Raw genomic sequence first — 26,172 nt, 5'->3', positions numbered from 1 at the left:
AGGGGGCGGTCCGGCGACCGCCCCCCTCGTCCCGTCAGCGCGGTGCCTGCGTCTGGACCGTCGCGCCGGTCTCGCCGGGCTTGCCCTCGACGATGACGAGGCTTCGCCGCGCGGCCTCGTTCGCGTTCTGCGTCACCTGCCGGATCGGGCCCACGGCGTTGACGATGGCCGCGCCCGCCGGGTTCGTCATGAAGGCGGCCAGCGGCTCCAGCGGCCCGGCGCCCTTCGGATCGGCCGACAGGGCCAGCACGTAGGGCTTCTTCGGCGTGAGGCCCGTCACCGCCGCCTGCAGGGTCTGCAACACGCCCTGGTCGAACAGCGTGACCTGCGTGGCCGCCTTGCCATCCGGCCCGGCCAGCGTCAGCGTGCTCGACTGGCCCGCCGCGCCCAGCGGCTGGAGGTTCGGCGCACCCGCTCCCTCCGACACCGCGTCCGGGACGTAGGCCACCCCCTGCGGCCCCTGGCCGATCGGGATGGTGGCGATCACCGCGTTGCTGCCGGTGTCGATCACCGCGACCGCGTCGGCATTCTCCAGGCCGACATAGATCCGCGAACCATCGCCCGAGGGCCAGAGGCCGTGCGGGAGCGCGCCGGTGGGAATCGTCGCGACCTGCGAGAAGTCGTCGGTGCGGAACACCTTCACTTGGTTCAGGCCGCCGATCGTCACGTAGGCGAACTGCCCGGCCTTCGTGCGCGCGATGTTGACGTGGTTGGTGATCGGTCCGGTCTCGATGGTCTTGAGCGCCTTGAACGGCGGCGTGGCCTCGAACACCTGGACGCGGCCGACGTCCTTGAGGGTGAACCACACCTGCTTGCCGTCGGGCGTCGCCGCGATGTCGGGGCAGAACGGGCTCTCCTGCTTGATCCGCCCGACGATCTCGCGGCTCTTCACGTCGATGGCGACCGTCTCGGGGCTGAAGCTGGAGCAGACGTAGCCGTAACGCCCGTCGGGCGAGAAGATCGTCATGCCGGGCCCGTTTGGCACCGTGATCCGGCCCGTCTCCTTGCCGGTCCCCGCGTCGAGGATCGCGACGTAGTCCTCGCCGCGCACGCTGACCCAGACCTCGCGCCCATCCGGCGTGAAGAACGCCTCGTGCGGCGAGCGGCCGACATAGGTTGTGCGGCGCACAGTGTTGGTGGCGGTGTCGATGAAGCTGACCGAGTTCGAGCCGATCGAGACGGCGAGCAGGGTCTTGCGGTCGGGCGAGAAGCCCATGCCGTGGACCAGGAGCTGGCCGCGATAGAGCGGGCTCAGGTTCGCGGGCGTCGTGTCGCCGAGACGGATCACGCCTAGGAGCGTATTGGCGGCTGGGTCGATCACCGAGACCGTGTTGGAGAACTGGTCCGAGGTGTAGAACCGGTCGCGGGGGCCGACCGGCACGTCCGGCGCCGAGGCGGGCCCCGGCGCCTGGCCCGCAAGCGCGGTCCCGCCGAGGAGGGCGAGCAGCAGGGTCGCCGGAATGAGGTGTCGCATCATGAAGGTCTCTTCGCGCTGATGGTCGGGACGGGGGACGGCGATCCGCTCAGTGGTGGTGGCGGGCCGGCGGCTGCGTCGGTGGGGTCTGCGCGACCGGTCGCTCGGCGAGGGCGCGGCGCATGACCTCGATCTCCTGCGCCTGCTCGACGACGATGCCCTGCGCGAGCCGACGCAGGACCGGGTCGCGGCCGTATGCGAGTTCGGCCTTCGCCATCTCGATCGCGCCCTGATGGTGCGGGATCATCATGGCGGCGAAATCCCGGTCGGGGTCGCCGGACGGCGACACCGTCATGTCCGCGTGCATCCGCGCCATCGATTGGGCCATCATCGCATCGAAGCCGCCGGGGGCGGTCTCCGCATGCCCGGCGCGCATCATCATGCCGCCGCCCAGGACACCCCCGGCCATGAACAAGGTGATGAGGATCGCCGTCGGTGCTCCGCGCATGGTCTCTCCCGCAGTGTCGAGGTCACGCGGGGAGAGATGCCGGCCGGGCCGGGATATTCCCCGGCGCTCCCGGTCAAGCGGTCACGGATGCGTGATCGGCTCGCCGGGGCCAAGCTTGGAATAGTTCGGGCAATTCCGGCATCTCTGTTCCGAACAGCGGCACGGGCATCGCCGTAGCCGCGATCCGGAGACCACCCTTGGACGACCTCGCCGTCCTGATCGAACCGCAGATTCCGGCCCTGCGGCGCTACGCGACCGCGCTGCTGCGGCAGCGCGAAGCAGCCGACGACCTCGTCCAGGACACGCTGGAACGGGCGATCCGCGCCTGGCCGCAGCGCCGCGAGGGCGATCTGCGGGCGTGGCTGTTCGCGATCCTGCGCAACCGCTACCTCGAAGGCGTGCGCCGCCGCCGGGGCATCGAGGTCGGCCCGGAGGCGCTGATGGAGATCGCGGAGGTCGGGGTCGATCCCGAGGCGGCCGTGGGCGCGCGGGACGTGCTCGACGGGATCGCCGCGCTTCCCGAGGAGCAGCGGTCCGTCCTGCTCCTCGTCGCGGTCGAGGACATGTCCTATGCCGAGGTCGCCGCCGTGCTCGCGATCCCCGTCGGCACGGTGATGTCGCGCCTCAGCCGGGCGCGCGGCCGGTTGCGCGCCTTCCTCGACCGGGCTCCCACGATCGTCACCGGGCATCTGCGGAGGGTGAAATGACCGCGTCCGACCCGCGTCCCGTCGGCGAGGACGACCTGCACGCCTTTGTGGACGGACGGCTCGATCCGGGCCGCCGCGCCCGCGTCGAGGCGTGGCTCGCCGCGCATCCGGAGGCAGCCGCCCGGGTCGCCGCCGACCGGGAGGTGCGGGAACGCCTGCGGGCGCGCCTCGCGCCCGTGGCGGACGAGCCGATCCCCGCCCGCCTGCGCATCGCGAACCTCGCAGGCTCGCGCCGGATGCGCCTCCCGCGTCGGTGGCCGAGCGCGGCGGCGGCGGCGCTCCTGCTCGCCCTCGGCGGCGCGGCCGGGTGGGCCGGGCGCGGCGCCGTGCCGGGCCCGGGCGCCCACGCCGAACCGATGACGCAGGCGGCCGTCTCCGCCTTCCGCACCTACGTGGTCGAGGCCGCCCATCCGGTCGAGGTCCGCGCCGACGGCTCGACCGACCTCGTGCGATGGCTCAGCGCGCGCCTGGGCCGGCCCGTCACCGTGCCGGACCTGCGGGCGCAGGGATTCCGGCTCATGGGCGGGCGCCTGCTCCCCGCCGGAGACGAGCCGGCGGCGATGCTGATGTACGACGACGACCGGGGCACCCGCCTGACCCTGTACAGCCGGGCCGGGCCGACCGGCGGGCGCGGCGTGTTCCGCTACGCCCGCGCCGACGACGTGGCCGCCTTCTCGTGGATCGATGCCGGGATGTCCTACGTGGTGACGGCCCGCACGGACGAGGCGCGGCTGCTCCGGGTCGCCGAGGCGGTCGATGCGCAGGTCTCGGGCAAGCGCGAAGTCGCGCGGTGATGCTCGTATCCGAACCCTGCCGGACCACGCCGGCCAAGGCCCCCGCCGAGCACGAGACGCCATGACCCTCGACCAGTTGCGCATCTTCGTGGCGGTTGCCGAGCGCCAGCACGTCACGCGGGCGGCCGAGGCGCTGAACCTCGTCCAGTCGGCGGTCAGCGCCGCCATCAGCGCACTGGAGACTCGGCACGCCGTCAAGTTGTTCCACCGGGTCGGCCGGGGCATCGAACTGACCGAAGCGGGCGGCGTCTTTCTCAGCGAGGCTCGCGCGGTGCTCGCCCGCGCCCAGGCGGCCGAACAGGTGCTCGCGGACCTCAGCGGCTTGCGGCGCGGCACGCTGTCCATCCAGGCGAGCCAGACCATCGCCAGCCACTGGCTCCCCCGGCACCTCGTCGCCTTTCGGGCGGCCTATCCCGACATCGTCCTGCGGCTCGGCATCGGCAACACCGCCGAAGCCGCCGAGGCGGTCCGAGCCGGGACGGCGGAACTCGCCTTCGTGGAGGGCCCGATCGAGGACGGCAGCCTCGCGAGCACTCCGGTCGCCGAGGACCGGCTGATCCTCGTCATCGCGCCTGATCACCCGTTGGCCGCACGCGCGCGGTCGGGACGATCCGACCTCGCTTCAGTCTCCTGGGTGCTGCGCGAACCCGGATCGGGCACGCGCTCCGCCTTCGAGGCGGCGATCGTCGCGCTGGGCATCGCACCGGACGCACTCACGGTTGCCCTCGAACTGCCGTCGAACGAGGCTGTCCTCGCCGCCGTCGTGGCGGGGGCCGGGGCGAGCGTTCTATCCGAAGCGGTGGTCGGACCCTCTCTGCGAACCGGAGCGCTCGTCGCCGTGCCCTTCGCTCTGCCGACGCGAACCTTCCGGGTCCTGCGCCACAAGGAGCGCTACCGCAGTCGCGCCGCCGACGCCTTGCTCGACCTGATCCGTGCCGCCCCCTGACGGGGGGCGGCCCTTCAGGCGACCTCGACCCACACACGGTGCCAGGAGGCGCTGAGGTAGCCCTTGAAGTTCCACGTCTCGTCCGGCCGCGCCGGCTGGGTCTGCCCGGCGCTGTCCCAGGCGCGCACCACGAGGTCGCGCTCGCCGGACGGAAGGTCCAGCACGATCTCCCAGAACGTCCAGGCGAAGGGAGCGCCGGCCTCGTGTTCCAGCGTAGCTTGATGCCAGGACCGACCGCCATCGCCCGAGACATCGACGCGCACGATCGCCCGATCTCCCGCGATGGCGTACCCGCGAATGGTGGTCTCGCCCGCCTTGAGCCGGGCTCCGCGCGCGGGCTCGCAGATCGCGGCGTTAAGCGGCATCGTTTCGATGGTGTGGCCTTTCGCGGGATTGGCGGTCTCGGCCGTCACGTCCGGCGGGAACAGCTTGTAGTCGTCGGCTTGCATCGGGTTGGTCGAGGGATGGTCCTGCACCGTGATGCGCTTCAGCCATTTCGGGCTGCGCACGCCCGCGAAGCCCGGCACGACGGCCCGCACGGGGAAGCCGTGCTCGGGCAACAGCGATGCCCCGTTCATCGCGAAGGCCAGCAGTGTCTCGCCGGCGACCGCCTTGGCGAGCGGGATCGAGACGCCGTAGGGCCGTCCCTCCACCACATCTTGGCTCTCGAAGGCCACATGGAGGTCCGAGTGGAGGTTCGCTCCTGGCGCTACGCCCGCCGCACGCAGGACGTCGCCGAGGCGGACGCCGGTCCAGTCCGCCGTCCCGATGGCGCCGCCGTCCCAAGGATCGCCCGAGACTGGGGCGACCGCCCGCATATCGGCGCGGCGGTTGCCGGCGCACTGCATCGTGGCCGTGACGGTCGCCTCGGGAAAACGCGCGCGCAGATCCGCCAGCGACAGATCGAGGGGACCGACATGCGCGCCATCGACGGACAGGCGCCATGCGGCGGCGTCGATCTCCGGCAGGTCGCCGTGGGAGCGGACGTAGAAGTCTTCCGCAGGGGTCCGGTAACGGGCCCGCAGGCGGGTCAGCGGTGGCTCGGCATTGTAGGGGCGCTCCCCATGAACGATCAGGCGCGCCATACGCTCGGTCAAGCTCGACATGGGTGTCTCTATCGCAGAAGGTCGGACTCCAACGCGCTCATACGCGCCGGGTGGCAGGCCTATTTCAGGCGATGCCGAGCAGGCGGATCAGCCCGAGGCTCACGGCCGTCAGGGCGGCGAGCGAAGCGACTACCGCCAGGGTGACGCGTGGTCCCGCCTTGGCGACGCTGCGCACGTCGACGCCGAGGCCGAGGGCCGCCATCGACACGATGGTCAGCGCGTTCGCCGCCGCGGCCATGGGGTGCAAAGCCGCTTCGGGAACGAGCTCCGCGGAGCGAAGACCCGTCAAGGCCAGGAAGGCGAGGATGAACCACGGCACCAGCCGGTGCAGCGGCATCCGGCCCGAGGCGGGGCGCTCGCCGGCCGTGCGGTGCGGTACGGTCACGCCCGTCCCCGCGCGCAGCCAGCTAATCCCGAGCGAGAGAGCCAGGACCACTGGCCCAAGCATCAGCACGCGGACCAGCTTGACCAGGGTGCCGACTTGGACGCTGAGGGCGGCCACCGGGGCGGTTGCGGCGAGAACCTGCGGCACGGCGTAGACCGTGAGCCCCGCGAGCACACCGTACTGCATCGGTGAGAGTCCGAGCAGCGGCACGAGCAGCGGCAACCCGAGAACGACGAGAACGCCGAGCACGGCGGTGAAGGCGATGGAAGAGGCGACGTCCTCGCCGTCCGCGTCGATCACCGGGGCCGCCGCCGCGATCGCCGAGTTTCCACAGATCGAGTTGCCGCAGGCGACGAGGATGGCCAGGCGCGGGGTCAACCCGAGAACTCGGCCGATGCCGTAGCTCGCCGCAATGGCGAGGGCCACCACCACCGCGATGCCGACGAGGAGCCCCGGCCCGGCCGCGAGCAGCGTCCCGAGGCTGAGCGAGGCGCCGAGCAGGACGACGGCGATTTCCAGGACGGTCTTGGCGCCGAACGCGATACCGCGAGCGAAGCGCCGACCAGGGTTCCAGGCCGTGCGGACGGCCGTGCCCAGCACGATGGAGAGGACCAGAGCCTCCAGCCACGCACGGCCGAAGATATGCTTCTCGACCATCTCCAGCCCGAGGGCGGCGCCCGTCACCGCGAGGCAAAGGCTCAGGCCGGGCAGGATGGAAGACAGAGCAAGCGCGCGTGATCGGAGAAAGGCTGCTGCGGGCATGGTGCGTGCACCTCGCGGACTGGATCTGCCACGACCATGACCGCGTCCATTCGTTCGATCCAACGGAACGTATCGATCATTTTGATCACGCGATGCGATGATTTGGCTGGGGACGACGAACGTCGTGCTTTGGCTTGAAGCCAGTCTTGTCGATTGGGCAACCCGAGTTTGCGGCTTCGCTGATATCAGGGAACGTTGTAGATTACCGCTGACTAGGTTTCTTGAGACAGAAACCGTTGAGGTCAGAGGCGGGCCGTCAGGTTGGTGAACGGGCGGATCAATCGGATGCCTGAGTGACGGCACGGTCGATGTTCACCCTCTCCGCCCAGTCCTTGGCCTCGGACTGACCTTGGAGGTCGATGAGACGAGCGCCGCTGACATCGACGTTCTTGAAGTCCGCGCCCGTGACCGTAGCACCGGTCAAATTGGCCCCGGACAAGTCTGAGCCCATCAGCACCACGCCAGTGAGATCGGCATCCTTAAGATTCGCATACTCCAGGCGTGACCGGCCGAGGTTGGCTCCCTTGAGGTTCGCGCCCGACAGGTTCACCGAGGTGAACACCGCCCGCATCAGACCCATGGACTGATTCTTGATGTTGGCTCCGCCCTTGAGATCGACCAGCGTGGCGCTGCTCATGTTGGCGCCCTTGAAATCGCCGATGGGCATGGACCGGCTGAGGTCGGCCCCGCTGAGGTTGGCCTCCCGCGCAGTGATGCCGAACATTTTCGCGTCCGCGAGCTTGGCCCCGGAAAGGTCTGCCTTCAGGAGCCATGCCTGTTCGAGGTTTGCGCCGCTGAGGTCGGCGCCGCGTAGATTGGCCTTGTTCAGGCGCGCAGTTCGTAAGTTGACGCCCCGGAGATTCAACCCGGAGAGATCGAGGCCCGACAGCGCCTTGTCGTGCAGGTCGATGGGCTTACCGTCCGCGGCCTGGATCATCGCCTCTACGTCGGCGCGGCTCATCTCGGCCTTCGTCATGGCAGGCGAGGACATGTCGGCTCCGAGCAGCAGATCTTGTTCGGCCGCGGCGGGGCCGGCAGCGAAGACGGCGAGCATGAAGCTGAGGGCTAAGCGGCGCATCGGTTTACTCCCGGCGGGCGCCACGCATGGCGGGCACCCTTATCGTGTTCGTTGTGTCGCGATGCTATGCCGGGCCGCTGCACCCGGTCGGTGACCCAGGTCACACAAATCCGGCGCGGCGGGAGGAAAACGCAACGCGCGCCGGACGATCAACCCGTCGTCATGGCCGGGGGACCACGCCAGCCATGACGGATGCCCAAAAGGTCGAGCGGTGGATCGACCGGTTTCCGCTTCTTCAAGCTCTCAGCCCGGCGCATCTTCAGATCGCTCGGGGAACCGTGCATTTCCCGGTGCTGGATGCAGGCGCCATCGCCTACGAACTAAATGGCGAGTGTGCCAACTACCTGATGTGCCTGGAGGGACGCACGCGGATCTTCCGGATGTCGGAGGGCGGACGCGAGGTGCTGATCTACAAGGTTGGCCCGGGCGGCACCTGCCCCCTCACCACTCAGTGTCTCCTGTCCGGCGGCACCTTTCCGGCGCAGAGCGTGGCCGAGGAGCGGACCGAACTCGCGGCCCTGCCGGTCGGCACGTTCCAGCACCTGATCGGCGACAGCGCGGCGTTCCGCAGATTCGTCATGGATGACTACACGCGATTGATGTCCGGCCTGTTCACGCTGATCGACGAGGTCGCGTTCGCACCGCTGAAGCAGCGCCTCGCGCAACGCCTCCTCACTGAAGCCGATTCACGGGGCGTCGCCGCGGTGACCCATCAAAAGCTCGCGGACGATGTCGGAAGCGTGCGCGAGGTGGTGAGCCGTATCCTGGCACAATGGGCCGAGGCGGGCCTAATCGAACTTCGTCGAGGCGCGGTCGAGATTGTTGACCGGACCCGCTTGGAGGCCGCAGGGCGGCGGTGACTGGCGGCGTGCTGGTGTCCATTTTTGAGGCCGACGCAAATCGAGCTTTACGACTGGGTTGGTTCGGCAGGACCTTGTCTGCTCTTTTGGCAAGCCCTCCCCAGAGTAGACAGGCCACTACTGGCCAGAAGTTGCCGAACCGGGTCCATTGAACTGCCTGGAAGCGGACATTTCGACCGTCTGCAATGGGTCATGAGCCGAAGCCCAAGGATGTGACGCCGGACTGCGCGGTGACAGGAGGGAAGACCGTCGTAGTTGGCGGCGCATTCTGGGACTTCGTCGGATCAGGCCGTGCCAGAAGATTGCCGCTTAGCAAGAATGCCGGCTGAGGCGTGACACGGACCACTTGAATGCCACCTCGAAGCATGTCGGAGCGGGAACGCACCGGCGCGATCCAATTCCGTTGCGGCCCCTTTGCGCCGGCAAAACGCGACCGCGTCGCTGACTTCGCGAGCGGATCTACTAACCTATTGTGAGGATTGGGTGCAGCACATTCATCGGAGAGCCGGGTCCTCCGCCTTCGGAGGGCAACGCTCTATCCAGCTGAGCTACGGGTGCTGAGCCGTTCCGTGAGTAGCCCAACTGGGCGGCGCGCGCAACGCCGCTGAGCGGGGGAAATGAAGATCCCGATCGCTCAAGGGGATGAACGCGTGGCCCTCCTCAGGCAAAGGTCACACGGTCGAATCGTGTCGGGTGCGCCGGAAGACGGCGGTGGGGACGCTCAAGCGGAGACAAGTTCGGTGCGGCGCTGTGAGGCACGCGGCGTGTGCCGCTATCGTGCCGTCAGTAGCCCTCGACGAACAGCGCGAGCCAGGCACTCCAGTTTGTCCATCCGCCGTTGGGGTGGATCAACCAAGACATCTGACTGAAGTGCTGGGGCACTCATCAACGCTCGCATCAGAAGCAACCTGAGGATGCGAATTCAGTAGCCAGGATCATATGCCTGTGATGAAGTGCCGAGAGCGATGGCTGCCCGGCGATGGCTCAACGGTAGCCGCCCTCCGCTCCACGGCTTCGGTTTGCGACCATCCCTTTATCCTGACGATGCGGCGCGGCCGCAGATCACGGTGAGCGATCTGGTTCGAGGCATCGTCCGCCTCCGGCCGGGGCAGCGCATGGTCGTCGTGGGGATCGACCGCGAGGGCGTCGGTGCCCTCGTCTCGGAAGCGGTCGATGGCGACCGTAGCGCGCTTCTCGTCTCGGGTGAGAAACCTCTCGCTCCCCAGGCGATCATCGACCGATTGCTCGATGATTTGGCCGAATTAGCACTCGCTCGGTGGCCACACTGGCCGGCCCCGGTCGGGGATGCCGAGCCGATCGCAGAAGCCCCCTGGCTGAAGGCCGCCTCCAAGCGGGCCCGGCTAGGCCGGCTGCCGCGTTTCCATCGGTTGGCACGGGAGCTCGAATTCACTCGCTTGCTCACGGTGATCGATCCGGCCGGCATCGTCCTGATCTGGGAGGTCGATCCCGCCTCGACCCAGCGGGCACGTCCGGTGATCGAGGCGCTCGAATGGTGCACGCGGCATGGGGCGGCCCTCGTGGTGGCCCTGACCGTGCCACCGGCCGAGACGACACCCTACGACCGCATCCTCTACGGCGCCGTCGACCTCGTCCGCGCGGAGCCTGCAGCCGTCGCCCGCTTCATCGCGCCGGCCGGAACGCACCCTGCCAGCGCCATCGAGAGGCGGGTCGCTGCCGCCCTGGAACTCGACGCCGAACTCGCAGGCCTGTTCGCCTGCAATGCGGCGGTGCCGGTCGGAGACTGGGGCGTGCGACCGCGGGTCGACTTGCTCTGCCGCACCCATCGCGTCGTCGTGGAACTCGACGGGCCTGAGCATCGGAGCGAACCGAAGTTCAGCAACGACCGCCACCGCGATTACGAGTTGCTGACCGCGGGCTATCTCGTGCTGCGCTTGACCAATGATCAGGTGGCTGCCGACCTGCCGCTGGCGATCGAGAAGATACGCGCCGTCGTCCGTCTGCGGCGTGGCACGACCGAGGAGGAGCGATGAGCGGGACGCCGACATCCAAGCAGGCCCTGATCCTCTGGTGTCTCCTCGGTCGGCACGGGAGCGCCCTGCAGAGCACCCTGGTGCCGCGCATCGATCGGGCGGATCGGGAGGCGTTGATCGCTGCCCGCTACCTCGAGGCCGAGAAGCAGGGCCGCTCGCTGCTCCTGACCGTCACCGACCGGGGCTGGGCCTGGGCCGGCGCGCATATGGGCGAGCCCCTGCCGCCGAACTTCCGCGTGCTGCAAGATTGGCTTGAACGGCTGCAGGCCGATCTCGCCGCGACCGGGCGGACGCTTGCCGACCTCGTGGGGACCCCACCCGAGATGCCGTCGGCGGCACCCGCGCGCAAGGCTGCCCCCAAGCGCACAAAACCGCCCACTCCGAAGCAGCTCCGGGCCCGGATCGAGAACGCCTATCTCGCGCTGACGGGCGGAGAGCGGGCGCAGGCCGTGCGCTTGAGCGCCCTGCGCGCGCATCTCGGCGACCTCGACCGCGCGACGGTCGATGCCGGGCTCGCGGCCATCCTGCGTGGCGACAGGACGGCGCGGCTGAGCCAGTTCAGCGACCCGAAATCACTTGACGCGGCCGAGCGCGCGGCGGCGTTCAGCCCGGCGGGCGAGCCCTTCCACATCCTCTGGATCCAGTCATGACGGACGCCCTCGACGCCCTGCGCCGGGTCGATTTCGACTGGGTGCGCACGCTGGACAGCATCTGGCTCGACACGCCGCCGACCGGCGGCCCGAACGAGCGGCTGGTGCCGGAGATCGTCGCCGACCTGCACGAGAAGGCCCGCCAGCCCTCCGACCGGGCGATGGGCCGCGTCCTCGTCGGCCAATCCGGCGTCGGCAAGACCCATCTCGTCGGGCAACTCCGGCAGGAAGCGTGGCGTCGCGGCGGCTGGTTCGTGCCCCTCGATGTCCTCGGCCTCACGGATTTCTGGCGGAGCGCCGCACTCAGCTTCGTTACCGCCCTTTTGCAGACGATGCCCGACGGGCGGCGGCAATCGGATGCGGTGCTCGCCGGTGTGGCGCGCCGCTTCGGCGTCGAGATGCAGGTCGAGGCTGCCTTCAACACCCCGAACATGGATGCGCGCCGGATCGTCGACGTGCTGGTGCGCGCGCTGATGAGCGTGGACGCGGCCCGCGCGCTCAAGCATCTCGATGTCTTCCGCGCGCTCTGCCTGCTGCGGTCGCAAGATTTTGGTGTGGTCGGGCTCGCCCATGCCTGGCTGCAGGGCTACGAGGCCGATCCGGCAGAGCGGGCCGCGCTGGGCTTCCGGACGCCTCCGCCGGCCCCGGTCGAACTGGTGCGCGGCATGTGCTGGATCATGGCGCTCAGCGGGCCGACCCTCATTTCCGTCGATCAGATCGACGGCCTCATTGAGACGAGCCGGCTCGCGGCCGAGGACGGGATCGAGGCGGAAGCCGGCCTCTCGGAAGTGCTCGCCGCGGGCCTTCTCGAACTCCACGTCGTCTGCGACCGCAGCATGACCGTCGTGACCTGTCTTCAGGAATCCTGGCAACGTCTCACAGCGCGGGCCATGGCACCGATGCGCGAGCGCTTCACCGAGGCGGCGGGTCTGATCGGCATGAACGTGCAAGCCGCCGCCATCGCGCTGGTCGCCGGCCGGTTACAGCCGGCCTATGCGGAGGCGAGCTTCGCGCCGCCATCCCCGACTTGGCCGTTCAGCGAGCGTGCCATCGCGGAGGCGTCGGAGTCGGCGATGATGCCGCGTACGTTGCTGATGCGCTGCGATGCCTTCCGCCGCCGCTGCCTCGCGGCAGGCACGGTGTCCATCTGCAACAGCTTGGTCGAGACAGCAGGCGCCGCGGCGCCCCTACCCCCGACTGCCGAATTCGACCTTGCCGCCGCCTGTGAGCGGGCCGACATCGCCCACATCCGCAGCGACGAAGACCACTGGCTCGGGCAAGTGCTGCGCGACGCCTTCGACCTCTACGCCCTGGAGGACGACCCCGACGATGCCCTCGACGTCGCGAGCAAGGGCGAGCCCGACCAGAAGATCCCGCCGTTGCACGGCCGGCTGATCTTCATTCACCGGGATCAGAACGACCGCGAGCGACACGTTTGCTATCGGGCGCTCCAGCATCAGAACGCCATCGCGTTCCAGGCCCGCTTGCGCGCGGCGTTGACGGCCTCGGGCATCTCGGCCCGCATCCCCGACCGGGCGCTGCTGCTGGTGCGCCGCGGGCCGATGCCCGGCGGGGCCAAGACGAAGCAGCTCTTCGATGCCTTCACGGCTGCGGGCGGTCTGCTGATCGACCCGTCCGAGGAAGATCTGCAGGTCTTTGTGGCCCTGCGCGATCTTCGAGCGCGGGCGCAGGAAGAGGGCGCCTCCGATCGGTTCGAAAGTTGGCTCCGCGCGGAGCAGCCGGTCGTGCGCACTTCTTTGTTTCGAGCCGCCGGTCTCGCCCACGGCCCGAGCGGCGGCAGGCCAGATGAGGCGCTGGAAGTCCCGGCTTCGGCTGACCCTGTCCGAGAGAACGCACCGGTCCCTTCCGCCGACGCGCCGCGCGCGCCGAAAGCGACGGCGCGCAGCCCCGAGTCAGGCAGCGCGCCCCACGCTTCCCCCGGATCTCCGATGCCCGCGATCAGGCCGGAGGCGATCCCGGTCGGGCACCGCCTGACGCCCGACGCCCCCGGCGTCAGCCTGCCGCTGCGCCTGCTCCCCCGGCACACTGCGATCATCGCGGGCTCAGGGTCGGGCAAGACCGTTCTCCTGCGCCGCCTCGTCGAGGAAGCCGCGCTGGCCGGGCTCCCGGCCATCGTGATCGATCCCAACAACGATCTCTCGCGGCTCGGCACGCCTTGGCCCGAGCGGCCGAAGGGATTTTCCGACGAGGACGCGGGCAAGGCCGCCACCTATCGTGCGGCGGTCGAGGTCGTGGTGTGGACGCCGGGCGTGCATGCCGGCAATCCGCTGTTCCTCTCGATCCTTCCCGACTTCTCGGAGTTGGGTACGGACCGCGACGAGCGCCAACAGGCGATCGAGATGGCGGCCGAGACGCTCGGGCCGCTGGCGGGCGCCAAGACGAACCTGCTGCGCGGCGTGCTCGCCGATGCGCTCCAGCATTTCGCCAACCGAGGCGGCGGCAAGCTGCCCGACTTCATCGCCCTACTGGCGGATCTGCCCGACGGAATCAGCCAGATCGGCAATGCGGCGAAGCTCGGGGCCGGCATGGCCGATCAGCTTCACGCCGCCGTGGCGACGAACCCGCTTCTGAAGGTGGCAGGCACGGTGCTCGACCCGCGCCATCTGTTCTTCGGACCGGACCCGGCCCGCACGCGCATTTCCGTCATCAATCTGTCGGGGCTCGGCTCGGAGGCGGCACGCGAGGACTTCGTGAACCGCCTCCAGATGACGCTGTTCGGCTGGATCAAGAAGAACCCGTCGCCGCGCGGCATGCTCTACGTGCTGGACGAGGCCCAGACGTTCCTGCCGGCTCAGAGAGCCTCGCCGAGCCTCGGCAGCGGCATCAAACTCGTGGCGCAGGGCCGCAAGTATGGTCTCGGGATGATCGTGGCGACGCAGGTGCCGCGTGGCATCCACAATCAGGTCGTCTCGAATTGCACCACGCAATTCTTCGGTCGGCAGAGCGCGCCCGCCACCATCGCGGCGGCCCAGGAGATTATCGCCGCCAACGGGGGCACGGCTGCCGATATCGGCAAGCTGGGTGCGGGCGAGTTCTACTTCGCCACCGAGGCTTCGGGACGGCCGGCCAAACTGCGCACGCCGATTTGCCTCTCCTATCATCCGGCCAATCCCCCGACGCCAGAGGAGGTCGTTCGGCAGGCAAAGCTATCCGCGCCGCAGGAACAGATGCTCTGATCGCTCAAGGGGATGAACGCGTGGCCCTCCTCAGGCGGAGGTCACACGTTCGCATCGTGTCGGGTGGCGCCGGTCCATCAAGAGAACGGGTTGCGAGCATGGGAGAATAGGCGTCGCGGCGCTGATGCGACGCGCGGCGGGTGCCGCTGTTGTGCCGGCAGAGCGTGCCGCAGGGGCTGGATGTGGACGCAACACGAATCGTGACGCCGTAGCAGGCAGATGATTTCCGGAAGCACGCGACATGATCTACTACGCGCATTCCGTTCCGGGCCGACCGGAAACGGATCAAGAGCCGCTGCCGGATCATCTCTCGTGTCGCCGCGACGTGCTCAAGGCACTCGAGCAGACCTACGGGGAACACACAGTGGATGGCGAGCCCTACGTGCCCCTGTCACGGCTTCAGGAGCCAGCGGCGCGAGAGTGAACGTTCGCAATCGGCCAATCGATGATCGACCGGATACGCGATGGGGTGTGATTGTCCTGATAGAAGCTCCCGGTCGCGCTCTGATGTCTGTCAGAGAGCGAGCTGCGGCAGCACGCGTTGCCCGAACGCCTCGATGAAAGCCTCCTGGCTCGCGCCGACCTGATGGACGATGATCTCGGCGAAGCCCAAGGCGGCGAGGTCGTCGAGCCACGCCGCGTGCTGCCCGAGATCGTGCGAGATGCGCACGCAGGCATGCATATCCTCGGGGCGGACGAAGCGAGCGGCAGTCTCGAACTCCTCCGGGCGGCGCAGCTCCCAGTTCACGTCGCCCTCGATGGCGTTGCTCGCCCACTGGGCGTGGGCTTCCGCCAGCGCGCGGGCCGGATCGGGGTCCCAGCACACCTTGGTCTGGAGAAAGACCGGCTTGCCCTCGCCACCCCCTTCGCGGAACGCCTCGATCACGGGGCGCAGCTTGTCCGGCTCGATCCCCACGGTGACGAGCCCGTCCGCCCAGGCGCCGACCGCGCGGGCGCTCGCCGCGGTGACGGCGCCGCCCAATAGCAGCGGCGCCTTGTGCGGGCGCGAGTAGAGGCGCGCATCGACCACGGTGACGCGGCCGCGGTGCGTCACGCTCTCGCCCTCGAACAGGGCGCGGACGATGCCGGCGCACTCGGCGAGCCGGGCGTTGCGCTCGGCCTTGTCCGGCCAGGGCAGGCCGGTGATGTCCTCGTTGAGGCGCTGCCCGCTGCCGAGCGCCAGCCACAGGCGCTCGGGGAACATCTCGGACAGGGTCGCGGCCGATTGCGCGAGCACGGCCGGGTGATGCCGGTAGCCCGGTGCGGTGATGATGCCGAACGGTAAGCCGGTCGCGGCCATCGCGGCACCGAGCCAAGACCAGGCATGGCCCGAATGGCCCTGCACCCGGCTCCACGGCTTGAAGTGCTCGGAGGACATCGCGCAGGCAAAGCCCGCCGCCTCCGCCGCCCGCACGTAGCGCAGGAGGGCCGAGGGCGCGTGCTGCTCGTGGGAGGCGTGGTAACCGATGCGGGCCATGATCGTCTCCGGTCTCGTCACTCTGGTCTCTCGGCGCCGCCCGCGATGCAGGGCGCGCGTCGGTCGTCGGTCTCGCGCAGGGAGCGGTCGGCGTAGGTGCCCTGCACCGCCGCGCGCCCGCCGTGCTCGTAGAGATCGAGCATCAGCGCGCTGTGGATGAAGCCGAGATGGCTGAAGGCCTGGGGGAAGTTCCCGAGGAAGGACCCGTCCTCCGCCGCTTCCTCGGCATAGAGGCCGACATCGTTCCGCATTGCCCGCAGCGCCTCGAAGCGGGTGCGGGCGTCCTCCTCGCGGCCGAGCCAGAGCAGGGCGTCGACAAGCCAGAAGGCGCAGAGCAGGAAGGTGCCCTCGTGGCCCGGCAAGCCGTCGTCGTTCCGGTAGCGGTAGACGAGGTGGCCGTGGCCGAGCCGCTCGATCACGACATCGACGGTGTGGGCGAACACCGCCTCGTCCACGGGGAAGCCGACCATCGGTGCGATCAAAAGCGCGGCGTCGACCGCGTCCGTGCCGAGATATTGCGGATAGTAGCCGTCGCGGTGCACCGCCTCGCCGTTGACGAAGGCGACGATCCGGTCGCGCTCGCGGCACCAGTCCGGCCGCTCGCCGAACAGGCGGATCGCCCGGTCGAGGGCGACCCAGTTCATGATCGCGGCGTGCAGGTAGCGCTCTTCCGGCTTGCGCGGCTCCCACAGCCCGGCATCCGGCTCGTGCCAGTGGGCCGCCGAGATGTCGGCCAGCCGTGCGCCGTGCCGGCGCATGTCGTCCGACAGCGTGCCGCCGAGGCGGTCGTAGAGGTAGAGCAGGTCGAGCACCTGCCCGTAGGCGTCGGCCTGATGCTGCTCGGCGGCCTCGTTGCCGTGCTGCACCGGCGCACTGCCGCGCCAGCCCTCGAAGTGAGCGATCTTGCGCTCGGAGAGATCGGCCTCGCCGGCGATGCTGTAGAGTGGCTTGAGCTGCCCCTCCTCGCGCTCGCACAGGGCCGAGACGAAGCCGAAGAAGGCCTCCGCCTCGCGCGACATGCCGAATTTCTTCAGGACGTAGAATGACAGGCAGGCGTCGCGAATCCAGCAGAAGCGGTAGTCCCAGTTGCGGATGCCGCCGATCTCCTCCGGCAGCGAGGTCGTGGCCGCGGCCACGATCGCCCCGGTCGGCTCGTAGGTCAGGCCCTTGAGCACGAGGGCCGAGCGCATCAGCTCGCCCGCGAGCGGCCCGACATAGGCGGCGTCCTGCGTCCACAGCGCCCAGGCGAGGCGCGTCTCCTCCATCAGGGCGCGGGCGTCCGGCGGAGTGTCGGGCAAGGCATCGGGGCTGTCGGCGAGGTAGAGGGCGAAGCTCTGCTCCTGCAGGGCCTCGACGCTGAAGCGGGCCACCGCGCGGTCACCGTCGAGCGAGAGGTTCACGCTCGTGACGAGGCTGGGGCAGTCCGGGGCGGTGACGCGCCCGCCATCGACCTTGAGCGGCGCGAAGCTCTCGGCGAAGCCCGCGAGGGGGCGATAGGTGGCGATCATCGCCACGCGGCCGGAGATGCCGGTGACGAGACGCATGAGGCTTGGCCGATCCGCGCCGCCCTCCGCGCCGACCATGAAGTCGTGCAGGGTGACGAAGCCGGTCTCAGTGGTGAAGGTGGTCTCCAGCACGTTGCTGCGGCTCAGGTATTGCCGCGCCGTCTCGAAGCGTCCCTCGGGCCGGATCGTGAAATGGCCGCCGCGCTGCCGGTCGAGCAGGCGGGAGAAGGACGGGTCGGCGTCGAACCGCTCCAGGCAGGCCCAGTCGATCGCTCCATCGCGGGCGACGAGGGCGCAGCCCTCGCAATTGCTGAGGAGGGCGTAGGCTTCGATCGGCTGGTAGGGGCGGTCTTCCACGGCAGGCATGCGGGCTCCTCCGGCGGCACGCTCGGCCGCTCTTCTCAATCGTCGGTTCGGGACGGGTCAGGCGTCGAGGCGGAAGGCCGGCTCCAGCAGGCCGCGGACGCCGACATCGACGAGGAAGGTGCGGCCGTGCTCGGGGTCGGCCGCGCGCTCGTCCGCGTCCATGCCCTCGTAGCCGCTGGTGACCAGGAGGCGGTCGAGGGCGCGCCCGGCGAAGGTCGGGCAGGTCGGTTGGTGCACGGGGACCGGCACGGTGCGCACCCGCTCGCCGTCCGGGCTGTAGGCGTCGAGGCAGGCCGCACCGAAGCGCGCGGTCCAGATCAGCCCGTCGGCATCCACGGCGGCGCCGTCGATCCCGCCCTCGCCGCCGCTGTGATCGTAATGGGTCTCGGGCTCGCCCGTGGGCAGGCCGGTGGCCGGATCGAGGGCGACGCGGCGCAGCACGCCCTCCTCGGTGTCGACGAAGTAGCCCGTCGCCCCGTCCGGCGAGAAGGCGATGCCGTTCGGGATCGTGAGACCGGTGTAGAGCCGCGTCACCCGCGTGCCGGCGACGTGGTAGATTGCGCCTCGCCCGGTCTTGGCCTCTCGGCTCATGGTGCCGATCCACAGGGCGCCGGAGGGATGGACCCGGCCGTCGTTGGAGCGATTGCCGGTGTTCTCCGCCTCGAGCGGGCACAAGCGGCTCAGGGCGCCGTCGGCGATCGTGCGGACATAGAGCCCGTCCTCGGCGGAGAGCAGTTGCCGCCGCGCGTCGATGGCGGCGACATCGCTGGCCAGGAAGGGCAGCGTATGGATCCGCGCCGGGCCGGCATCCCCATGTAGGGATCGTTCGAACAGGCGCGCGTCCAGAATGTCGACCCACCACGCCGTGTCGGTCGCCGGATCGTAGCTCGGGCCCTCGCCGAGATGGCAACGGCTCAGGTCTAGAACATGGATCGACGGGGCAGAAGCCAACGAGACAACCTTTTGCTGGATTTGCGAGCGTTGACGCGCGCTTTTGATTTAGGTTCCAGCAAAATCACTGTCGTTTACTGCATGCGCCGCCGTCGAAATCATACGATCAGATTTCGCAATTCATCCTGCCTGCGTCATTGGGCCGTAGGTGGCCGCCGCGATACTAGTGGATTGCTCCGGTGGAATGCCGCGCGAGCGAAGATAAACGGTCGAACGGGCCGCTTCATCCCAACACACTCGTGCCGTCGTGCGCATGGGCACGATGGTGCCGCCCGGCCGCCGAAGGAACGCAACATCCGGCCCATGATGCTGTTGGCGAGGCATCAGCATGACTGGATGGAGGATGCATGTCCGTATCGCGACGCCGTGAGCAACGACTTCTCGACACCCACGAAGCCGAACTGGTCGCCCGCTCGCATCGGCCGGACCTCTCGGCCGCGGATGATGCGCAGATCTCCGAGTTGATCAGGCTTCTGCGTGAACGGCGCGACCGTGCCCGGGACGTCTCGCGCCGCCAGCGCCGCGAGGTGCGGGGCAAGGCGGCTCCCTCGGGCGCTCGCCCGGCCTCGGACAACAGCGGCACCCGTGAGAAGGCGGCGCTCCTGGCCGCGGCGGTGAAGCGGGTCAGCAAGGAGCGCGAGCGCCGCCGCAGCACGACGGCGTCCCACGCGCGTCGCGCCCTCTCGATGAAGCGGGCCGCGGGCGATCCCGCCGCGAACCGCCCGATGTCGCGAACCTCGAGCCGCGGCATGCACCCCGTAGCCGACGACACGAGAGCGCCGTCCGGGGCACTCAACGAGGAAGGGCAGGAGATCGCGCGGCGCCGTGGCGGCGGCCCGCGTTAGAGCACGACGCGGAAAAGTGGAATCCGGTTTTCCGGTATCATGGTGCGACCACAAAGAGATAGAGCGTGCCGCTGTTTCCGTAGAAATGCAGCACGCTCTAAAGGCACGACGCGTCGGACACTCCAGGCCGTGCGCGATCAATCATCGCCGTGATGAGACCGCCGGCCGCCGATGCGCTCTCGTGCATCGGCGGCCGCCCGGGCAAACTATGACCGGGCTCCGGCGGCCATACGCTGAACCGTCTCGCCGTCGCCGACGGTGCCGCCGCGACAGATCGGGGCGGCGGGATCCACGACGAACGCCACGACGAGGGACGCCGCGGTGGCGTGGAGACGGACCTCCGCACCGTCCGGGCAGAGACCACTCTCGGCCTCGCCGAACGTCTGCTCGTCCGCTTCGACGCGACCGGAGAAGACGAAGAAGTAGGTCTGCCAGCCCGGCCGGGCCGGCAAGACGGCGATGTCGCCCGACCCCATCCGGATGTCGTGGCAGTGGACGGCGTTGCGCACGGTGAACCGCGCTCCGCCCCCGCTCGGGCCGAAGACGTGACGCCACACGTTGATGTCGGGCTCGGGCTGGCGCCCGTGTTGGATCTGCGGTTCGAGATCGGCGGCGTGGGGCCGCACGAAGATCTGGAGCATCCGCAGCGGTGGGTCGTCGGTGCGTGTGCGCTCCTCGTGCTGGAAGCCGCGCCCGGCATTCATGACCATCAGGTGATCGGCATCGACGGTCAGATGTTCGCCCTGCGGATCGTCGTGGCGCATGACGCCGGCAGGGACCCAGGAGACGATCTCGTCCTGCACGTGCTCGTGGAGCTTGATATGCGTGCCGGGAGCCAGAAACGACTCCATGATCGTCGCCAGGGGCCCGAGGCCGTGGTCCGAGTGACCTCGTTTCAGGTGCCCCGGAAAGTAGGCCCGGGCCACGAACCCATCGCTGTCGATGGCATCCTCGGTCGTCCGCTCGGCTTTTTCGATCATCGAATTTCGCGTCGCTTTCAGCGTCGGGCACCCACGCGGGATGCTTACGCTCGACAACACTCTCGACGGCTCCGGGTGCCGGTGCCGACTTGAAGTGCACGCATTGTCACGACCCGCATCGACCAGGGCTACGTGCCGATCATGAGACCGGAAGCCAGTCCATCTCGTCGTCACGAAGTGAGGATGCGCCGAGGATAGCGCGACGAAGCTCGCGGGCGCGGAAGGCATTCCCTTGCCGGGCCGGCAGTTTTTCTAAGACTTCGCTCCACCCTTCGACCCGCGTTGTCCGAGCTCAGATCGGATGTGCCGCGCGCGAACTCCATATCCGCATACGCCGAAGGAGTGCCGTGATCGGGTTGCTGGTCCTACGCCCAGCGCCTCGCGGATGTGGCCCAATTGCGCCGCGGAGAGCTCCCGGCGCCGTAGACGTCGATCAGCATCGAGCTAATTTTTTGATTTTGCAGGAGGCACTTCGCGGGCTGGAGAGCTGAGGCTTGGGCCTTCGGAGGGCAACGCTCTCTCCAGCTGAGCTACGGGTGCTGAGCCGTTCCGTGAGTGGCCCAACTGGGCGGCTCGCGCAACGCCGCCGAGCGGGGGAAATGAAGATCCTGGCGGCAAGCCTACCCCGGTTCGCCTCGCCGCAAGACATGGGCCGCTGGAAGCGGGCCGCAGCGCCATCGATGAGCAGCGGGTCGCCGGACCCGACTGGTCCCGGCCCCTCGTGTTCCAGGACCCAACGCTTGATCACTGATGCGATGTCCGGGGGAACGTGATGCTGGGGCTGGCGGCCCGCAGCGTTGCGAGGGCCGAGCGCGTGGCCGGCATTCTCGGCCAGCCGATCTGATCCTGCGGCGGTACAAGAGACCCAGCGATCTTGGACGCGAACCGGCCCGCGTGCTGCTCTGCGAACCTATGCCGGCCTCAAACCTCGGATCATGAAGGATCGCACGGGTCGTCCAACGAAGATCTGAAGGGGAAAGACCGTCAGGAGGCTGCGGCCCAGTCGGTCCCCCCGCCGATCCCCCCTCACGACCAAGCCCTGCCGGGGACGCGCCGTTACGCGGCGGCTCGGGCCGGCTTGCGGACGAAATCGAGCGCCTCTTGGGCCGGGAGCGGCTTGCTGAAGTAGTAACCCTGCACCTCGCTGCAGCCCTCTTGGCGCACGCACGCGAGTTGCTCCTCGGTCTCGACCCCCTCGGCCGTGATCACAGCGCCGCGCTGTGTGCCGATCCCGACGATCGCCTTCACGATCGCCGCCGCATCCGGATCGGCGATGTCGCGGATGAAGGATCGGTCGATCTTGATCTTGTCGAAGGGGAAGCGGCGCAGGTAGCTCAGCGAGGAATAGCCCGTGCCGAAATCGTCCATGGCGATGCGCACGCCGAGCGACCGCAGGCGGTGGAGGCAGGTGATCGCCGCCTCGGCATCCGCGATCAGGATGCTCTCGGTGATCTCGAGCTCCAGCCGCTGCGGCGCGAGGCCGGCGGCCGCGAGCGCGCCGATGACCGCCTGCTCGAAGCCGGGCTTCTGGAACTGGACCGCCGACACGTTGACCGACACGCGCAGATCACCCGGCCAGCCCGCCGCCTCCCGGCAGGCTTCCTGCAAGATCCAAGCTCCGAGCGGCACGATCAGCCCGGTATCCTCGGCGAGCGGGATGAAATCCATCGGTGAGACCATGCCCCGGCTGGGATGCGGCCAGCGGATCAGCGCTTCGAAGCCGCAAGGCCTGTCGGCGGCGAGGTTGATGATCGGCTGATAGTACAGGACGAAGCCGCCCTCCCGCACCGCATTGCTCAGGTCGCGCTCGAGGGCGGTGCGGTCGGCGACGATCCCGTCCATGCCGGGCTCGTAGAAGCTCAGGGTGTTCCGTCCCGCGGCTTTGGCCCGGTAGAGGGCGATGTCGGCGTTCTTGAACAGGCCATCGGCGTCCTCCGTCTCCGAGGTTCCGAGGGCGATGCCGATGCTGACACCGATGCGAGCGTGGCTGCCGTCGAGATCGATCGGCGCACCCACGATCTCGATGATGCGTTCCGCCGCGGCATTCACGGCTTGGGGGCCGTCGAGCCAGGACAGGATGATGGCGAATTCGTCGCCGCCGAGCCGGGCGACCGTATCGACGTTGCGCACCACCGAGATCAGCCGATCGGCGACGATGCGCAGCAGCGCGTCACCGGCCGGATGGCCGAGCGTATCGTTGACGGACTTGAACCGATCGAGGTCGCAGGCGAGCACCGCGAAGCTGCCGCCGTAGCGCCGCGCATTGGCGAGTTCCTGGTTGAGCCGGTCGCGGAACAGCAGGCGGTTGGGCAGGCCGGTCAGCGCGTCGTGCATCGCCATATGCGCGATCTGCAATTCGGCTTCCTTGCGCGCGGAGACATCGCGCAGGGAGGCGACCCAGCCGCTCAGCCAATCGGTCGTGAGACCTTTCGTTCGGCTGATCGACACCTCGACCCAGACATACCCGCCGTCCTTCCGTCGGTAGCGCATCTGACACGTCGTCTGCTCGATGCGACCGTGCCTCAAATTATCGAGAACCCTGCGGAAATCCTCGGTCTCGTCCGGATGCACCGAGTCGAGCGCCGGTGTTCCCATGAGTTCGTCGGGCTCGTAGCCGAGCAGCCGCCGCGCGGCGGGTGAGACGTATTTGTGCGTCCCGTCGAGATGACACCAGATGATGACGTCGGTGGTGTTCTCGGCGAGCAGCCGGAAGCGTTGCTCGCTGGCGCTCAAGGCCAGGTTGGCCCGGCGCATCCGATCGGCGAACAGGGCCAGGATGGCGAATCCCAGGATGGTGAGCATGACCGCCGCGACGCCGAAGGCGAGCGTGAGGCGCGGCAGGCCTCGATCCGTGCCCGGGTGGGCCAAATCCGGGACGATTTCGACGGCTGCCATGGCGGTGAAGTGGAGACCGGCGATCGCGACGGTCAGGAGAGTGGCGGCGATCGCATTGGCGTGCCGGATCTGCGGGCTCGCGAAAACCGTGAAGGCCGCGGCGGCGATCGCGCTTCCGCTCAGGAGGGACGCGAGGACGAGGGGCCAGGTCCAGACGAGGGCACCGGGGACGTCCACCCCGGCCATCCCGGTGAAGTGCATGGCCCCGACGCCGAGCCCGAACCAGAACCCCGCGATCGCCGCCTGCCCCGTTCCCTCGGCCCTCCTCAGCAGGGTCAGCGTACCCGCCGCCGTCACGACACCCACAGACAGCGAGGCCACCGTCAGGTGCAGATCGTAGCCGATCACGACGCCCGGATCGTAGCCGAGCATGCCGATGAAATGCGTGCTCCACACACCGGCGCCGGCGGAAAAACCGGCCGCCGCGAGCCACATCCAGCGGCCGACATCGCGCCCCTCGCGGGACTGCAGGACGAGGCGCAGGGCGGTGTGGATCGAGACCCAGCAGACGAGGGCTGCGAGGGGCACGACCCAGCCGGTATGCTGCTCCGTCAGACAGACGATGGTGCGGAACATGAGTTTATTGCAGTCCTGCGCGGACCTTCACTCTCGTGCGGCAAAGTTTAACGAAATGCGCCCACGGACAATGCAAAAGTGAAAACCAAAAACATAAACTGCGCGTTCGGCGGCAACTGCTCTGCGATGTCGGGGCCTTTTTCAGGAACAGGCTTCGGCGATCACCATCGCGGGAAAATCCGGATCGGATGACGGGCTAGGAGCGCCGCCTCGCAGGCGGCGCTTCCGCATGCCGGCCTCAGATTCTCGGCCATCGCGGCGCCGGCTCGAGACGAGGACCCGCGACGCGCATCTGGGCGAGGTCCCGCGCCTCAGGGGGAGAGGGGCGAGGGTCGGGTCAGATCGGTCTTGCGCCCGAACCGCTTGCGAAGATCGCTCAGCGGCCCCCAGAACAGGAGGAGCACGGCGAGGATCATGAGGGTCGAGACCAGGCCGTTGGAGAAGAAGATCGACAGGTCGCCGCCCGATCCGAGCAGGGCCTGCCGGAAGGCGTCCTCGGCGCGGTCGCCGAGGACGAGGGCGAGCACCAACGGCGCGAGCGGATAGTCGAGCTTCTTGAACACGTAGCCGACCACCCCGAAGGCCAGCATCAGCCAGATGTCGAAGCTCGAGGAGGCCACCGTGTAGGCCCCGATGGCGCACACGACCAGGATGATCGGCGCGACCAGCGCGAAGGGAATGCGCATGATCGCGGCGAAGACCGGCACGGTCGCCAGGACGATCAGCAGGCCGGCGAGATTGCCGAGATACATCGAGGCGATCAGGCCCCAGACGAACTCCTTCTTCTCGACGAAGAGCATCGGGCCGGGCTGGAGACCCCAGATCATCAATCCGCCGAGCAGCACCGCCGCGGTCGCCGAGCCGGGAATGCCGAGCGCCAGCATCGGCAGCAGGGCCGAGGTGCCGGCGGCGTGCGCCGCGGTCTCCGGGGCGAGCACGCCCTCGATGTCGCCGCGCCCGAACTGCTCCGGCTGGCGGGAGAAGCGCCGGGCGAGCCCGTAACCCATGAACGAGGCCGCGATCGCGCCGCCGGGGGTGACGCCCATCCACATGCCGACAACGGAGGAACGGATCAGCGTCGCCCAGTAGCGCGGCAGGGAGGCCCAGGTGCGCAGGACCACGCCGAGATCCATGACCGCCCGCTTGCCCTTGAAATGCAGCCCCTCCTCGATGGTGAGCAGGATCTCGGACACGCCGAACAGCCCGATCACCACGACGAGGAAGTCGAACCCCTTCATCAGTTCGGTCGAGCCGAAGGTGAGGCGCAGGTCGCCCGAGATCGTGTCCATGCCCACCGCCGCGAGCAGGAAGCCGAGCGACAGGGAGACGACGATCTTGGCCTTGTTCTCACGGCCCATGCCGACGAACGAGCAGAAGGTGAGGAAGAACACCGCGAAGAATTCGGCCGGCCCGAAGCGCAGGGCGAACTTGGCGACCAGCGGCGCCACGAAGGTGATCAGCACCACCCCCGACAGCGCGCCGATGAAGGAGGCCGTGAACGCCGCCGTCAGCGCCTCGCCGGCCCGGCCCTGCTGGGCCAGAGGGTAGCCGTCGAAGGTTGTGGCCACCGACCACGCCTCGCCGGGAATATTGAAGAGGATCGAGGTGATCGCGCCGCCGAACAGCGCGCCCCAGTAGATCGACGACAGCAGAATGATCGCCGAGGTCGGGTCCATCCCGAAGGTCAGCGGCAAGAGGATCGCGACGCCGTTCGGCCCGCCGAGGCCCGGCAGCACGCCGACGACGATGCCGAGCAGCACGCCCACCACCATGAACAGCACGTTGTGCCATGTCAGCGCGACCTGGAAGCCGAGCAGGAGCTGGTTGAGGTCTTCCATCGGGTCACTCCGCCGCGGGCCGGCCGTATCGAAACGTCTTCAGGCGAGGGCATCGCGGTTCGGGGTGCCGTCGCGTCGATGCATGGTCTTGGTGCGATCCTCGGATGACGAGGCTCTCGATCTTCATCGCGGCCGTGTCGCCGCATCGGCTGTTTTCCGAAGGCCGGCGCCCACCTTTCGGGCCGCTGCTTCAGTAGCCGAGGAGGGCCTGACCTTGCCCCCTGTTTGCCCCCGTTCATAACCAGAGTCCGTTCTGGTTCTGGTCCTGTTTGGACCGGGTTGCAAACGCGTTCGGGGTGAGCCCACCGAGGCTCGTGTGA

20 protein-coding genes are annotated in these 26,172 nt (G+C 68.8%); 9 read left to right on the top strand and 11 right to left on the bottom strand.

Annotation, left to right across the window (positions count from 1 at the left end; all coding sequences use genetic code 11):
• Nucleotides 1–34: 34 nt before the first annotated feature.
• Nucleotides 35–1,474 (bottom strand): YncE family protein, encoded by a 1,440-nt coding sequence (locus MFF26_RS24190; protein WP_091950973.1) that lies wholly within the window; start codon nucleotides 1,472–1,474, stop codon nucleotides 35–37.
• 49 nt (nucleotides 1,475–1,523) lie between these two features.
• Nucleotides 1,524–1,922 carry a CopM family metallochaperone gene (gene copM, locus MFF26_RS24185; protein ID WP_093568229.1) on the bottom strand — a complete coding sequence of 133 codons (399 nt, stop codon included), beginning with the start codon at nucleotides 1,920–1,922 and terminating at the stop codon, nucleotides 1,524–1,526.
• 197 nt (nucleotides 1,923–2,119) lie between these two features.
• Here copM and MFF26_RS24180 point away from each other — a divergent pair, with 197 nt between their 5' ends.
• From MFF26_RS24180 to MFF26_RS24170, 3 genes are all read left to right on the top strand, one after another.
• Entirely contained in the window at nucleotides 2,120–2,629 is a 510-nt protein-coding gene (locus MFF26_RS24180) for a sigma-70 family RNA polymerase sigma factor (protein WP_091950938.1), read from the top strand.
• Nucleotides 2,626–3,423 (top strand): anti-sigma factor family protein, encoded by a 798-nt coding sequence (locus MFF26_RS24175; protein WP_091950940.1) that lies wholly within the window; start codon nucleotides 2,626–2,628, stop codon nucleotides 3,421–3,423. The genes MFF26_RS24180 and MFF26_RS24175 overlap by 4 nt, the downstream gene beginning before the upstream one ends.
• 61 nt (nucleotides 3,424–3,484) lie before the next feature.
• Entirely contained in the window at nucleotides 3,485–4,369 is an 885-nt protein-coding gene (locus MFF26_RS24170) for a LysR substrate-binding domain-containing protein (protein WP_091950942.1), read from the top strand.
• 14 nt (nucleotides 4,370–4,383) lie between these two features.
• On the opposite strand, the gene MFF26_RS24165 is transcribed toward MFF26_RS24170, so the two are convergent.
• From MFF26_RS24165 to MFF26_RS24155, 3 genes are all read right to left on the bottom strand, one after another.
• On the bottom strand, nucleotides 4,384–5,475 hold the full coding sequence (locus tag MFF26_RS24165) for a molybdopterin-dependent oxidoreductase (protein WP_091950944.1): 1,092 nt from the start codon (nucleotides 5,473–5,475) through the stop codon (nucleotides 4,384–4,386).
• Between the two features lie 64 nt (nucleotides 5,476–5,539).
• Entirely contained in the window at nucleotides 5,540–6,622 is a 1,083-nt protein-coding gene (locus MFF26_RS24160) for a YeiH family protein (protein ID WP_091950946.1), read from the bottom strand.
• Between the two features lie 277 nt (nucleotides 6,623–6,899).
• Nucleotides 6,900–7,700, bottom strand: coding sequence for a pentapeptide repeat-containing protein (locus tag MFF26_RS24155; protein ID WP_091950948.1), 801 nt, complete (start codon nucleotides 7,698–7,700; stop codon nucleotides 6,900–6,902).
• 185 nt (nucleotides 7,701–7,885) lie between these two features.
• Between MFF26_RS24155 and MFF26_RS24150 the strand changes: the two genes are divergently transcribed.
• The 5 genes from MFF26_RS24150 to MFF26_RS24130 all read left to right on the top strand — a co-directional run bounded on the left by MFF26_RS24150 (nucleotide 7,886) and on the right by MFF26_RS24130 (nucleotide 14,843).
• Nucleotides 7,886–8,560, top strand: a complete 675-nt coding sequence (locus MFF26_RS24150) for a Crp/Fnr family transcriptional regulator (protein ID WP_093568230.1) — start codon at nucleotides 7,886–7,888, stop codon at nucleotides 8,558–8,560.
• A gap of 1,067 nt (nucleotides 8,561–9,627) precedes the next feature.
• Nucleotides 9,628–10,572 (top strand): endonuclease domain-containing protein, encoded by a 945-nt coding sequence (locus MFF26_RS24145; protein WP_238308761.1) that lies wholly within the window; start codon nucleotides 9,628–9,630, stop codon nucleotides 10,570–10,572.
• Complete coding sequence (locus MFF26_RS24140) at nucleotides 10,569–11,222, top strand: hypothetical protein (protein ID WP_137829893.1); 654 nt, start codon at nucleotides 10,569–10,571, stop codon at nucleotides 11,220–11,222. The genes MFF26_RS24145 and MFF26_RS24140 overlap by 4 nt, the downstream gene beginning before the upstream one ends.
• Nucleotides 11,219–14,419 (top strand): helicase HerA domain-containing protein, encoded by a 3,201-nt coding sequence (locus tag MFF26_RS24135; protein ID WP_137829892.1) that lies wholly within the window; start codon nucleotides 11,219–11,221, stop codon nucleotides 14,417–14,419. Before MFF26_RS24140 ends, MFF26_RS24135 begins: the two co-directional genes overlap by 4 nt.
• A 241-nt stretch (nucleotides 14,420–14,660) precedes the next feature.
• Entirely contained in the window at nucleotides 14,661–14,843 is a 183-nt protein-coding gene (locus tag MFF26_RS24130) for a hypothetical protein (protein WP_137829891.1), read from the top strand.
• 90 nt (nucleotides 14,844–14,933) lie between these two features.
• Here the strand turns inward: MFF26_RS24130 and MFF26_RS24125 are convergent, their stop codons facing one another.
• From MFF26_RS24125 to MFF26_RS24115, 3 genes are read right to left on the bottom strand one after another with little or no spacing between them, the layout of a single operon-like run.
• On the bottom strand, nucleotides 14,934–15,896 hold the full coding sequence (locus tag MFF26_RS24125) for a TIGR03885 family FMN-dependent LLM class oxidoreductase (protein WP_137829890.1): 963 nt from the start codon (nucleotides 15,894–15,896) through the stop codon (nucleotides 14,934–14,936).
• A 17-nt stretch (nucleotides 15,897–15,913) separates the two neighbouring features.
• Complete coding sequence (locus MFF26_RS24120) at nucleotides 15,914–17,767, bottom strand: glycoside hydrolase family 15 protein (RefSeq protein ID WP_238308760.1); 1,854 nt, start codon at nucleotides 17,765–17,767, stop codon at nucleotides 15,914–15,916.
• Between the two features lie 57 nt (nucleotides 17,768–17,824).
• Nucleotides 17,825–18,718, bottom strand: a complete 894-nt coding sequence (locus MFF26_RS24115) for an SMP-30/gluconolactonase/LRE family protein (RefSeq protein WP_137829888.1) — start codon at nucleotides 18,716–18,718, stop codon at nucleotides 17,825–17,827.
• Nucleotides 18,719–19,065: 347 nt separating this feature from the next.
• On the opposite strand from MFF26_RS24115, the gene MFF26_RS24110 reads away from it, so the two are divergent.
• A complete protein-coding gene (locus MFF26_RS24110; protein WP_137829887.1) occupies nucleotides 19,066–19,563 on the top strand; it encodes a hypothetical protein in 498 nt (165 codons plus the stop codon).
• Between the two features lie 206 nt (nucleotides 19,564–19,769).
• Here MFF26_RS24110 and MFF26_RS24105 read toward each other — a convergent pair whose 3' ends face one another.
• The 3 genes from MFF26_RS24105 to MFF26_RS24095 all read right to left on the bottom strand — a co-directional run bounded on the left by MFF26_RS24105 (nucleotide 19,770) and on the right by MFF26_RS24095 (nucleotide 25,852).
• Entirely contained in the window at nucleotides 19,770–20,543 is a 774-nt protein-coding gene (locus tag MFF26_RS24105) for a pirin family protein (protein ID WP_137829886.1), read from the bottom strand.
• Nucleotides 20,544–21,599: 1,056 nt separating this feature from the next.
• On the bottom strand, nucleotides 21,600–24,014 hold the full coding sequence (locus MFF26_RS24100) for an EAL domain-containing protein (protein WP_137829885.1): 2,415 nt from the start codon (nucleotides 24,012–24,014) through the stop codon (nucleotides 21,600–21,602).
• Nucleotides 24,015–24,325: 311 nt separating this feature from the next.
• Nucleotides 24,326–25,852: a tripartite tricarboxylate transporter permease gene (locus MFF26_RS24095; protein WP_137829884.1), complete on the bottom strand. Its 1,527-nt coding sequence runs from the start codon at nucleotides 25,850–25,852 to the stop codon at nucleotides 24,326–24,328.
• Nucleotides 25,853–26,172 lie beyond the last annotated feature (320 nt).

The sequence above is a fragment of the Methylorubrum suomiense genome, from assembly GCF_022179765.1.
Lineage (GTDB): Bacteria > Pseudomonadota > Alphaproteobacteria > Rhizobiales > Beijerinckiaceae > Methylobacterium > Methylobacterium suomiense.
This window is presented reverse-complemented; position numbering and strand designations above follow the sequence as displayed.